Source organism: Pseudomonas mandelii, assembly GCF_006438925.1.
GTDB classification, from domain to species: domain Bacteria; phylum Pseudomonadota; class Gammaproteobacteria; order Pseudomonadales; family Pseudomonadaceae; genus Aquipseudomonas; species Aquipseudomonas mandelii_C.
Genome location: NZ_RCZA01000008.1, coordinates 169,604 through 182,407, shown reverse-complemented (window position 1 = coordinate 182,407; position 12,804 = coordinate 169,604). Strand labels below are relative to the sequence as shown.

Annotated in this window: 9 protein-coding genes; 5 read left to right on the top strand and 4 right to left on the bottom strand. The window is 59.8% G+C overall.

Annotation, left to right across the window (positions count from 1 at the left end; genetic code table 11):
- Positions 1–15 precede the first annotated feature (15 nt).
- Positions 16–2,106 (top strand): TonB-dependent receptor, encoded by a 2,091-nt coding sequence (locus tag EAH74_RS19730; protein WP_140680506.1) that lies wholly within the window; start codon positions 16–18, stop codon positions 2,104–2,106.
- 192 nt (positions 2,107–2,298) lie between these two features.
- Here EAH74_RS19730 and EAH74_RS19720 read toward each other — a convergent pair whose 3' ends face one another.
- The 4 genes from EAH74_RS19720 to EAH74_RS19705 form a co-directional block, all read right to left on the bottom strand.
- Positions 2,299–2,511 carry a hypothetical protein gene (locus EAH74_RS19720; protein ID WP_046045525.1) on the bottom strand — a complete coding sequence of 71 codons (213 nt, stop codon included), beginning with the start codon at positions 2,509–2,511 and terminating at the stop codon, positions 2,299–2,301.
- 244 nt (positions 2,512–2,755) lie between these two features.
- Positions 2,756–3,862 (bottom strand): agmatine deiminase, encoded by a 1,107-nt coding sequence (aguA, locus tag EAH74_RS19715; RefSeq protein ID WP_140680502.1) that lies wholly within the window; start codon positions 3,860–3,862, stop codon positions 2,756–2,758.
- Positions 3,863–3,866: 4 nt separating this feature from the next.
- Positions 3,867–4,745 carry an N-carbamoylputrescine amidase gene (aguB, locus tag EAH74_RS19710; RefSeq protein ID WP_140680500.1) on the bottom strand — a complete coding sequence of 293 codons (879 nt, stop codon included), beginning with the start codon at positions 4,743–4,745 and terminating at the stop codon, positions 3,867–3,869.
- A 302-nt stretch (positions 4,746–5,047) separates the two neighbouring features.
- Positions 5,048–7,960, bottom strand: a complete 2,913-nt coding sequence (locus EAH74_RS19705; RefSeq protein ID WP_140680498.1) for an aminotransferase — start codon at positions 7,958–7,960, stop codon at positions 5,048–5,050.
- 485 nt (positions 7,961–8,445) lie between these two features.
- Between EAH74_RS19705 and rfbC the strand changes: the two genes are divergently transcribed.
- The 4 genes from rfbC to EAH74_RS19685 all read left to right on the top strand — a co-directional run bounded on the left by rfbC (position 8,446) and on the right by EAH74_RS19685 (position 12,790).
- Positions 8,446–8,991 carry a dTDP-4-dehydrorhamnose 3,5-epimerase gene (gene rfbC / locus EAH74_RS19700; RefSeq protein WP_140680496.1) on the top strand — a complete coding sequence of 182 codons (546 nt, stop codon included), beginning with the start codon at positions 8,446–8,448 and terminating at the stop codon, positions 8,989–8,991.
- 106 nt (positions 8,992–9,097) lie between these two features.
- A complete protein-coding gene (locus EAH74_RS19695) occupies positions 9,098–10,906 on the top strand; it encodes a sensor histidine kinase (protein ID WP_140680494.1) in 1,809 nt (602 codons plus the stop codon).
- Complete coding sequence (locus EAH74_RS19690) at positions 10,903–12,294, top strand: sigma-54-dependent transcriptional regulator (RefSeq protein ID WP_140680492.1); 1,392 nt, start codon at positions 10,903–10,905, stop codon at positions 12,292–12,294. Before EAH74_RS19695 ends, EAH74_RS19690 begins: the two co-directional genes overlap by 4 nt.
- A gap of 40 nt (positions 12,295–12,334) precedes the next feature.
- Complete coding sequence (locus tag EAH74_RS19685) at positions 12,335–12,790, top strand: YiiD C-terminal domain-containing protein (protein ID WP_140680490.1); 456 nt, start codon at positions 12,335–12,337, stop codon at positions 12,788–12,790.
- The last annotated feature ends 14 nt before the right edge of the window (positions 12,791–12,804 follow it).

Below are 12,804 nucleotides of genomic sequence, written 5' to 3'. Positions count from 1 at the left end.
TCGGATGCGCTTCAGATGCCCGCCCCCTTTCGCCTCACGCCCGTCACCCTTGGGCTTTCTGCATTTCTCTCTGCCGGTTTTACCTGCGCCGCCACCACTGTTTTACCCGAGACGTCGATCAGCGCCGAAGTTGAAGCCGATGACACGCGCGTGAAGGAAACCAGCACCGCGACCCGCACCGCCACGCCGGTGCGCTACGTTCCACAAGCCATCGACTCGATCAAAACCGCGAACGTCGTGGATTACGGCACCAACGATCTGGGCACCGCGCTGAGCGGCATCCCCAACGTCAGCAGCGGCGCCGACACTCGCTTCGACAGCCTGCGCATCCGCGGTTTCGACGCCAGCAACGACTTCTACCTCGACGGCATCCGTGACGACAGCCAATACGTGCGCGATTTGCACAACATCGAACGCATCGAAGTCCTCAAAGGTCCGGCCGCTGTTTTGTATGGCCGTGGCAGTCAGGGCGGGATCGTCAATCGGGTCAGCAAACTGCCCGAATTCGGTCGCCGCTCGACCCTCGAGGCCCAGGGCGGCAGCGATGATCTGCGCAGCCTCTACGCCGACCTCAGCACCGACCCGAGCGAGAACATCAGCCTGCGCCTGAACATGGGCAACATGGATCAAAACAGCTTCCGCGACGGCGTGAGCGGCAATCGCCAACTGTTCGCTCCGTCGATGAGCTGGCAACTGACGCCGGACCTGAACTGGCTGGTGCAGTACGAATACAGCCGCTACAACCGTACGCCGGATCGCGGCATCCCCGGTGTAAACGGACGCCCTGCGGACGTAGGACGGGATACGACCTACGGTAGCGAACACGATTTCATCGACGACAAGTCACAATCCCTGCGCTCGAAGCTCAGTTATGAGCTCAGCGATAACTGGCAGCTGCGCCACACATTGGGCGTGTTCAAGCTCAACAGCGATTTCGACAACACCTACCTGACTGGCTACACCCCGACGACCAACAAGGTGACGCGCCAGCACTGGCAACAGGACCTGACCACACGCAACGTCTACAACAACGTCGAACTGGAAGGCGGTTTCGACACGTTCGGCCTTGAGCATCGCTTGCTGACCGGCATTGAAATCGGCAGCCAGCGGCGCGACCCTACGTTGTACAACGCGGCCACCGGACGCGGGACTCAGCCTGTACCGGCACTGGACCTGTACAATCCCGACCGCAATTTGCGCCACACCGGGCGGATGCAAGTGTCCAGCAGCACTCACACCGAAGTCGAAAGCCGTGCAGTGTACGTGCAGGATCAACTGCGCCTGAATGATCAATGGCAACTGTTGGCCGGCTTGCGTTACGACACCTTCGACATCGAGTCGACCAACAAGCTGCGGGACATTTCCGAAGATCGCGACAGCCATAGCACCAGCCCGCGTGTAGGACTGGTATGGACGCCGCTGCAGAATCATTCCTTCTACGCCTCCTGGACCAAGACCTTTTCCCCGGTCGGCGGTGGTTTGATCGGTATCACCCCCGGCGCCACCGGCAACAGCAACGACCTGAGTCCCGAGCTGACCAAGCAAAAAGAAATCGGGGTGAAGAGCGATTGGCTCGATGATCGCCTGAGCACCACGCTGGCGATCTACGAACTGGAACTCTACAACCGCCGTACCAGCGATCCCAACGATCCGACCGTCACCTTGATGACCGGCGTGCAACGTTCCCGCGGGATTGAGCTGACCGGTACCGGCAAGATCGCTGGCAACTGGTACGTGCGCGGTGGCGTGGGTGTGCAGGACGCGACGGTCGAAAAGGACAACAACGGCTTTGAAGGCAAACGCATCAGCAACGTGGCCAAGCATAACGGCAGCCTGTTCCTGACCTGGAAACCGGAAATGGGCTGGTACGCCGAAACCGGTCTGACCCTGGTCGGCCAGCGTTATGCCGACAACCTCAACACCACCGTGCTGCCGGGTTATGGCCGTTGGGATGCACTGGCCGGGTTCCGGCAGAAGGATTGGGATTTACGCGCGGCGCTGAACAACATCAGCGACAAGACTTATTACTCGTCGGCCACCAGTGCGGCGCAGATTCAACCGGGCGAACCGCGTAGCCTGGTCGTGACCGGGACCTACAGCTTCTAAACACCGCAAAACCCTGTGGGAGCGAGCTTGCTCGCGATGGCGGCTGGGCAGTCAACATCGATGTCGACTGATCCACCGCCATCGCGAGCAAGCTCGCTCCCACATTGGGTCTGCAGTGATCACAAAAAACCTACAGGCATAAAAAAGCGCCGCCATCCCGGCAGCGCTTTTATCAATCCGTTGTTTTTCTTCTTATCCTTCCATCACATCCCACAACGCTTCCAGCTCCGCTTCGCTGAATAAACCAGCGGGGTAGCGTTCGATCATCATCCGGCGCGGATCAGGTTCTCTGATCTGACGCGTTCCATTGGACTTCAACCAGTGCGCCAGGACCTGGAGCGATTCGCTGTTTACTGCCAGGGGATGCAACGCCCGCTCGCTCACCACATTCATTTCGGCGTTCATTTCCGCGCTCTCTCCTGGTTTGTGAGCGGCTAACTTATCCAAGGTTTATGACAGAACATCGCAGTTCTCCCCTCCCTGTTTTGCACCATGAGAGATACAAGAGCTGTGCCAAGGTTTCGCAACTGTCGACAAGCGGATACAAAAAAGCCCGCAGTCCTGTAGGGCTGCGGGCTTTCTGCTAGACCGTGAGTGAAAACGTTTGCCTGAATTATTTTGCAATCAACTCAAGCTGTTACAACCCCACTCACTCCTTGTGCGGTGCTGGCTGTTGTTGGGTAAGGCAGTGGATATTTCCGCCTCCCAGTAACAGTTCGCGGCCGGGCACCATCACCACTTCGTGCTGCGGGAACAGCGCCTGCAAAATCTCTTTAGCCGGACCGTCCAGCGGATCGTCAAAGCTCGGCGCGATGATGCCGCCGTTAACGATCAGAAAGTTCACGTAGGAACCGGCCAGACGCACGGTCGGATTACGTTCCTGAGTCCCGTCCACCGGATCAACACCCGCGCACTCTTCTTCGGTCGCATACAGCGGCCCCGGAATCGGCATCTTGTGCACCGTAAATGGGCGACCCTTGGCGTCGGTGCTGCTTTCCAGCACTTTCATCGCCGCCTGGCAGCGCGGGTAGTTCGGGTCCTGCGGGTCATCGGTCCAGGCCAGCAACACTTCGCCCGGACGCACGTAGCAGCAGAAGTTATCCACATGGCCGTCGGTTTCGTCGTTGAACAAACCGTCCGGCAGCCAGATGATTTTATCCACAGCCAGATTCGCGCTGAGCACCGCTTCGATCTCTGCACGGTTCATGTGCGGATTGCGATTGCGGTTAAGCAGGCATTCTTCGGTGGTGATCAGCGTGCCTTCACCATCGACGTGAATCGAACCGCCTTCAAGCACAAAGCCCTCGGTGCGGTAGCGCTGGCTGCGCTCGATCTCGAGGATTTTGCCGCCCACCTGCGAATCGCGATTCCACGGCGAGTACAGCCCCCCGTCGAAACCGCCCCACGCGTTGAAGTCCCAATTCACACCACGGACTTCGCCACCGTTATTGATGACAAACGTCGGGCCAGTGTCGCGAACCCAGGCGTCGTCGCTGGACATTTCCACCACACGAATATTCGGCACGTCCAGACGGGCACGGGCGTTTTCGTATTGGCCGGCGGAAACCGCCACGGTCACCGGTTCAAAACGCGCAATGGCTTTGGCTACCGCGACGTGCGCGGCTTGCGCCGGTTTGCCACCCAGACGCCAGTTGTCCGGGCGCTCGGGCCAGATCATCCAGGTTTGGGTTTGTGGCGCCCATTCGGCGGGCATGTAAAAGCCGTCGGCGCGAGGCGTACTGTGCAAAGTGGTCATACGATCAGGACTCCAGGGAACCGTCGAGGGTTTTGATGGCGCCGTACAGGTTCGGGCGACGATCACGGAACGAACCCCACGCGCTACGGATGTGCTCCAGCTCGTCGAGGTCGAAACTGTGAACCAGTATGCCTTCTTCGGTTTCGTTGAGTTCTTGAACCTTCTCGCCGAACTGGTTGGCGATGAACGACGAGCCGTAGAACGTAATGTCGTAACCGTCCTGCTCTTCGTTGCCGATGCGGTTGCTGGCGATCAGCGGCATCAGGTTGGCGCCGGCATGGCCTTGTTGCACGCGCTGCCAGTGATCACGGGACGAAATGGTCTTGTCGTGTGGCTCGCTGCCGATCGCGGTTGGGTAGAACAGGATTTCTGCACCGAGCAACGCCATGCTGCGGGCGCATTCCGGGAACCACTGGTCCCAGCAGATACCCACGCCGATTTTCGCGTAACGGGTGTTCCAGACTTTGAAACCGGTATCGCCCGGATTGAAGTAATACTTTTCGTGGTAGCCAGGGCCGTCCGGGATATGGCTTTTACGATAAATCCCGAGGTTGCTGCCGTCGGCATCGATAATCGCGATGCTGTTGAAACGCGCGCGGCCCGCCAGTTCGTAGAAGCTGATCGGCAGAACCACTTGCAGCTCTTTGGCGACTTTCTGGAAGTGCTTGATGGCGACGTTGTCTTCAACGGTCGTGGCCAGCTGCAGGTAATCCGGGTTCGGCTTCTGGCAAAAGTACGGAGCCTCGAACAGTTCCTGAATCAGGATGATCTGCGCGCCTTTCGCCGCGGCCTCACGGACCAGCTTCTCAGCGGTCTCGATGTTGGCTTCAAGGTCCCAGGAACAGGCCATCTGGGTGGCGGCGACGGTAACGATACGGCTCATGAATCATCTCCGGGGAATTGCTTGAGGGTCGAGTGTGGCATCGACCAATGACAGAAATGGGAAGCACCGGGCGTGGTGAATCCACACCGGGGCAGCGGTGACTTTATAGCCGATAAAAATCGGCTTTTAAAGCTTAAAACAATCCACCTGTCGAAATTAATTCAAGAAACCCAGATAATAATCGAACTTTACACTATCCCTGTGGGAGCGAGCTTGCTCGCGATAGCGGACTAACATTCAACATTGATGTTGACTGAAAAGGCCTCATCGCGAGCAAGCTCGCTCCCACAGTAGATAGATGTTTACAGACCCTCTGCGAGCACCCTCGACAGCATGTCGACAAAGAAATCCACGCTCTGACGCGAGGTCACCATCGGCGGTTTGATCTTGAGGATGTTCAGGTAATCGCCAGTCGGCTGCATGAAGATCCCCAGCTCGCGCAATCGATCACACAGCGCCGTTGTTTCTTCGGTTGCCGGTTCCAGGGTTTCGCGATTACGGATCAACTCGACGCCTAGATAGAAGCCGGAACCATGCACCGCGCCCACCAGCGGATGAATATCGATCAGCGCTTCAAGCCGCTCCTTGAAATAACCGCCCACGACCTGAGCGTTTTCCCAGAGCTTTTCTTCCTCCATCACATCCAGCACTGCCATGCCGATCTGGCAACTGACCGGGCTGCCGCCGGCCGACGAGAAGAAGTAACCCTCGGCCTCCAGCGCTTCGGCGATTTCCCGACGGGTGATCACCGCGCCCAATGGCTGGCCGTTGCCCATGCCTTTGGCCATGGTGATGATGTCCGGCACCACGCCCTGTTCTTCGAAACCCCAGAAAAACTTGCCCATGCGGCCGTAACCGACCTGCACTTCGTCGGCGATGCAGACACCGCCCTGAGCGCGAACCAGCGCATAAACCTGCTTCAAATACCCCGGCGGCAGCGAGATACCACCGGCGTTGCCATACACCGGTTCACAGATGAAACCGGCCAGCTGACGTTTCTGCTCGGCAATTTTCGCCAGGTTGTGTTCGACGCTGCGCACGTAGTCCGGCGCGCTATCCGGTCCACGGAATTCGCCGCGATAGGTGTTCGGCGCGGTAACCGGATGCACCCAGTCCGGACGGCTGCTCAAGGCCTTCGGGTTATCGGCAATCGAAGTCGAGACCGCGTCCGCGCCTACTGTCCAGCCGTGATAGGCCTCCAGCACGCTGAGCATGTCGCGACCGCCGCTGTAGGCCCATGCCAGACGGATTGCCAGGTCATTGGCCTCGCTGCCACTGTTGACCAGAAACACCCGGTCCATGGAATCCGGCGACAACTTCAGCAAGCGCTCGGAAAACTCAGCAACCGCTGCGTAGTTGAACCGCGAGTTGGTATTAAGCAGCGACCACTGACGGCTGGCGACAGCGGCCATGCGCGGATGACCGTGGCCAAGCACCGCAACGTTGTTGAGCATGTCGAGGTAGGAACGGCCTTGCATGTCGATCAGGTGATTGCGCCAGCCGCGTTCGATACGCGGCGGGTCGACGTAATAGTGCTTCTGGGTACGGGCAAAACTGGCGTCACGGCGCGCCAGCAACGTCTGCGAATCGAGTTCTTCTTCAGCGTCACAGGCCAACCCCAGCAGAGCAGCTGGGGACGGGCACAACGCTTGCCAGGCCGCCGCGCGGGACGGCGTGCAAAACATCGGCGCCGTGAACGAAGCGCCGCGGCACAACTGTACGATCAACGGCCCGCTGGCGGAACCCAGCACCTGGCCTTTGACCAGCGCCGCGCCCGTGTGCAGCGACGGCGTCACGCCCCATAGGCGCACGCTCAGTTGCGGGCCGTCCAGTTGCAGCACACCCGCCGCTGGCTGATGCACCACCCCGGCAAACGGTGATTCGACCGCCGTGCCGTGGGGCACGCGCAATTCGACGTGCAATGGACACGTGTCCGGCTCAGTGGCGCTGTCCGGCCGGGTGCGGGACAAGCGATATTGCCCATAACGACTGGCCGCCAAACCGTGAGCCGCGGCGGCTTCGGTCAACAGACGTTGATCGATCCCTTCTTGTTCCCAGTTGCCGGCCTCAAAATGCGGACTGAGCACGCCCAAATCGATCAACGCAAACTCACGCCCCACCAGACTCGGCAGTAGCGGCGCGAAGCCTTCGCTGCCGATGCTCGGCAGACTCTGACCGACCGAGGTCAGGATCGCCGCTTCCATCAACGCCAACGGCACCGATGTAGCGACGCGGAAAATCTCCCACTCGTGGATGAGATTGTCGCGGCTGTAGTCGTTGCCAGGATCGATGCTGACCTGCTGTTCGCCGCTGAGCACCAACACCGCCGCACGGGCGACGATCAGTGGCCAGAGCGCCAGTAGCTCTTCATCCGTGAGCGGATTGACAGCGTGATAGGCCTGAACCGCCGGCAAAATGTAGAACGGATCGCCATCAGCGTGGTGCAGCAGCGCCGCGCAGGTCACCGACAGATCAGTGATGCGCCAGGTACGAACCAGGTCGCCGAAATCGATCACACCCTGCAATTGCCACTGGCGTTGCGAATCTCGCTGCCACACCACGTTGTCGTCGGTGATATCCATGTGAATCGCTTGCACCGGCAACTTATCCACCAGCGGCTGCAGATGGCGTTCGGCCTGTTCAGCCGCATCGGCGATCAGTCGGCGTTGCTGCTCGTCCTTGATGACCGGCAGCAAATGCGCGATCAGCGCGTTGGCGTGGCGGGCGTCCCATTGAAGGGTGCGCTCAAGGCCCGGATGGTCGAAACCAGCCAGCGCCAGGTCCATTTCACCGCAGAGTCGACCAAAACCGGCCACCACTGAACCGGGCAGATGATCCAGGTGTGTGAGCGACTGGCCTTCGATGTAATCGAGCAGGCGCACATGCACCGTTTGGCCGCCGACTTCCAGGGAGAGAAGGTCTGCACCGTTTTTGGCGGGAATCACTCGTGGTACATGCACATCGGGGTGTTCACCCAAATGTTTGAGCCCGGCGTGCTGGGCGTGCAGCTCCTGCGCCGAGTAATCGCCACGGCAGATTTTCAGGACAAAACGCCCCTGGTCGCTGTCGACCCGATAGTTAAGATCCTGCTGGCTGCCGAGGGCCTGCAATTTTCCACTCAGCCCGTAATGTGCTATCAGCAGCTCAAGCGCTTGCTCCGCAGACACTTGCGGGCTGGGCAAACTGGCGCGATGAATCAACGTGGCGAGCGGCATACAACGACCCCTGAAATTTTATTAGGCGCTTATATCGCCACTGCTTGGGGCGATACGCAACCCCCTTTCAAGCCAGCGACCTCTCTATTGAATTTTCCTACGCCCATCCCGGATTACCTTCCGCTGAAGGGGGGGAACAAACTACAGCGGCTGTACTCAAAGAATGCGCCCAGCAGAAGATCCACGTAGCCCTTCTGACAAGGCCTTTTTTCATCGTGGATGAAGAAATTTTTGTTCACGTCAATAAAGAAAGAGGGACAGTGTCTATAGTCCAAGTACCGGTACTTCGGTGAGGTGAATGTAGCGAACGATGGCTCGTATTAAGACCATTGGAGATACAAAACCTTCAGCGCCTTGCGCGTCGAAAACCTCAAACTTTCAGGACTGCACCCAGAGTTTGATTACCGTGAACCACGGTTCACTCGCGCCCGCCGCTACTTTGCGCAAGAATGACGCTCATCAACGCCTATTGCTGGAGAAAGACCATGAAAGTAGTCACCACCGACCTTCCCGGTGTTCTGATCATCGAACCCAGGGTATTTGGTGACGAGCGCGGTTTCTTCTATGAAAGCTTCAATGCCAAGGCTTTCAAAGAAGCGACTGGCCTGGAGACGAACTTCGTTCAAGACAACCACTCGCGCTCGCAAAAAGGCGTATTGCGCGGCCTGCATTACCAATTGGAAAACACTCAGGGCAAACTGGTTCGCGTCACAGCCGGTGAAGTACTCGACGTGGTGGTGGACATTCGCCGCAGTTCGCCACATTTCGGCAAGTGGGTGGCCGTGCGTCTGTCTGCCGAGAACCATCGTCAAATGTGGGTCCCGGAGGGTTTCGCCCACGGTTTCGTGGTGCTGAGCGAGTTCGCCGAATTCCTCTACAAAACCACCGACTACTACACCCCGTCCGCCGAGCGCAGCATTCGCTGGGACGATCCGGACCTGGCCATTGATTGGCAACTGGACGAAGCGCCACAACTGTCCGGCAAAGATCAGGCCGCCGCGTTCTTCAAGGATGCTGACGTCTTTTCCTGAAACACCGTCTGAATCTTCACCGCGCAAGCGTGCCTGACCCACGGCGCGCAGACTGCGCACGCAAGCCTAGGCATAATGCGCCTGTACCCACAGGCGCTCGATGCTCATGACTCCGACCCTCCCCCGCAGACCCCGCTGGCGCAGCCTGGCCCTGCTCGCGCTGTGCCTGGCTCCGTTGCTGTGGCCGCTGCAGCATCTGGCCGAGCGGTACTACCGCAGCGAACTGGCCGGGCAGAACCGTCAGACCCTCGATCTTTACGTCGCCAACCTGCTGGGCACCCTGCACCGTTATGAAGTGTTGCCGCAGATCCTCGGCGATCTGCCGGCCCTGCGAGCCGTCCTCGGCGCGCCCGACGATGGCGTCACCCAGGGCAACGCCAATCGCTTGTTGAAAAATATCAGTGCCCAGACCGGCGCCGAAGTCATGTACCTGATGGACACCACGGGCAAGACCCTGGCCGCGTCCAACTGGGACAAACACGACAGTTTCGTCGGGCGTAATTTTTCCTTTCGTCCGTACTTCAGCGAAGCCATGGCCGGGCGGCTCGGGCGTTTTTTCGGTTTGGGCACGACATCGGCCAAGCGCGGCTATTTCTTCGCCGCGGCCGTGCGTAACGGCGAAAAGATCATCGGCGTGCTGGTGGTCAAGGTTGACCTGGACCACACCGAAAGCCTCTGGGGCAAAACCCCGGAACAACTGCTGCTGACCGACCATAACGGCGTGGTCATTCTCACGTCGCGGCCCGAGTGGCGATTCCGCTCGACCCGCCCGTTGGGCGAAGAGGAAAGTAAAGCGATCACCGCGATTCAACCTTATCCGACCCGTGATCCCAAACCATTGCGGCTCAACCCCAACGCCTGGCTGACACAAACCCAGTCCATCGCAGAAACCGGTTGGAACGTCAGCATTCTCGCCCCACGCACTTTGATCGATCGCCCGGTACGCACGGTCGTCGCCATTGGCGGCGCGACGTTGTTGGTGTTGATGCTGCTGCTGGGTCTGATGATGCAGCGCCGCCGCCATTACCTTGATCGAATCGCCTTCGAAGCCAAGGCCCGTCGCGAGCTGGAAGGCCGGGTAGCCGAGCGGACCAGCGACCTCGAAGGCCTCAACCGTCGACTGAAACAGGAAGTGCTGGAACGCGAACAGGCCCAGCAAGAGCTGGTTCGTGCTCAGGATGATCTGGTGCAGGCCGGCAAACTGTCGGCCCTTGGCACCATGTCGGCAAGTATCAGCCACGAATTGAATCAACCGCTGGCGGCGATCCGCAGCTACGCAGAAAACGCCGAGGTGCTGCTCGATCATCAGCGCACCGACGATGCGCGCGGCAACCTCAAGTTGATCAGCGAACTGACCGGGCGCATGGCGTCGATCATCGCCCACCTGCGCGCCTTCGCCCGGCGCGATCGCCACGCCCCGGAAAGCGTCGGCTTGCAACCGGCGCTGGACGATGCGCTGGCGCTGCTGGCCAAGCGTCGACGCAGCATGGAAGTCGAGCTGATCCGCGACTTGCCGGCCGCCACCCTGTGGGTCGAGGCCGGGGAAACCCGTCTGCGCCAGGTGCTCGGCAATCTGCTGGCCAACGCCTTGGACGCCCTGACGGAGAAAGGCCCACCGCGTAAGCTCTGGTTGAGTGCCCAATCCACTGCCGACGGCGTCAATCTGTACATTCGCGACAATGGCCCCGGGTTCTGCCTGGAGGCACTTGGCCGCGCCAGCGAGCCCTTCTACACCACCAAAACCCGCACTCAGGGGCTTGGGTTAGGGCTGGCGATTTGCGAAACCCTGATGCGCGCCTTCGGTGGTGAACTGTCGTTCGCCAACCATAAGGAAGGTGGCGCCCTGATTACCCTGAAGTTGCGTGCAGGCGCACCGGGTGTGAGCCTGCAACCGTCCGAGGACCGAAGTGCATGACCATCGACAACCGCATCCAGGTCGTGCTGATCGACGACGATCCGCACCTGCGTCAGGCGCTGAGCCAGACCCTGGACCTCGCCGGCCTGAAAATCCTGCCGCTCGCTGAAGCCAAGGGCCTGGCCGCGCAACTGGAACGCGACTGGCCCGGCGTGGTGGTCAGTGACATCCGCATGCCGGGCATGGACGGTCTCGAACTGCTGACTGAACTGCATGCCCAGGACCCGGAGCTGCCAGTGCTGCTGATCACCGGTCACGGCGATGTGCCGCTGGCGGTGCAAGCCATGCGCGCCGGGGCTTATGATTTTCTGGAAAAACCCTTTGCCAGCGACGCCTTGCTCGACAGCGTGCGCCGCGCCCTGGCCCTGCGCCGGCTGGTGCTGGACAATCGCAGCCTGCGTCTGGCCCTGAGCGATCGCAATGAACTGAGCACCCGACTGGTCGGGCAATCGGCGCCGATGCTGCGCCTGCGCGAGCAGATCGGTGCATTGGCGGCGACCAAGGCCGATGTGCTGATCCTTGGCGAAACCGGCGCCGGTAAAGAAGTTGTCGCACGTGCATTGCACGATCTGTCTAGCCGTCGTAATGGTCCATTCGTAGCGATCAATGCCGGCGCCCTGGCCGAGTCGGTAGTAGAAAGCGAGCTGTTCGGTCACGAGCCCGGCGCCTTTACCGGTGCGCAAAAGCGTCGCATCGGCAAGTTCGAATTCGCCAATGGCGGCACGTTATTTCTTGATGAAATCGAAAGCATGAGCCTGGATGTGCAGGTGAAATTGCTGCGTTTGCTGCAAGAGCGGGTCGTCGAGCGCTTGGGCGGTAATCAACTGATCCCGTTGGACATCCGCATCATCGCTGCGACCAAGGAAGACCTGCGTCAATCCGCCGATCAGGGCCGCTTCCGTGCCGACTTGTATTACCGCCTGAACGTCGCACCACTGCGTATTCCGCCGCTGCGTGAGCGCGGCGAAGATGCGCTGATGCTGTTCCAGCATTTCGCCGATGAAGCCAGCGCTCGTCACGGTCTGCCACCCCACGAGTTGCAACCGGGACAACGCGCCCTGCTGCTGCGCCACACCTGGCCGGGCAACGTGCGGGAATTGCAGAACGCGGCCGAACGCTTTGCTCTGGGCCTGGAGCTGGCCCTGGACAATAACGCAGCGGATGGCGCTGTCGGCATGACAGTCGAAGTGGTCAGCGGCGGTCTCAGCGAACAAGTTGAAAACTTCGAGAAGAGCTTGATCGCCGCCGAACTGGCGCGTTCTCACAGCTCGGTGCGCAGCCTCGCCGAAGCCCTTGGCATCCCACGCAAGACCTTGCACGACAAACTGCGCAAACACGGGCTGAACTTCGCCGACGGTGGCAGCAGCCACACCGACGAACTCGATTGAGCTACCGTCAATTCATCATCTTCAAACAAGAGATCCGTGCATGAGCCGCGACAGCCGTCATCTGGAATCAGTCCTCCATCGCGACATTCCCCTTACTCGGGACATGGGCCTCAAAGTGCTCGATTGGCACGACCAGCAACTGCGCCTGCACTTGCCGCTGGAGGCCAACGTCAATCATAAAAGCACCATGTTCGGCGGTAGCCTGTATTGCGGCGCCGTGCTGGCCGGTTGGGGCTGGCTGCATTTGCGGTTGCGTGAAGAAGGGGTTGAAGGCGGGCACATCGTGATCCAGGAAGGACAGATCAGTTATCCGCTGCCGGTGACCATGGACGCGACGGCGATTTGCCATGCGCCGAGTGCGGTGGTGTGGAAGAAGTTTTTGGCGATGTATAAGCGGTATGGACGGGCGCGGTTGACGTTGCATTCGCGGATCGTCAATGCCGACAGTGATGACGATGCGGTGAAGTTTACGGGGCAGTACGTACTCCACCGCTAAAGCAGAAGATCGCA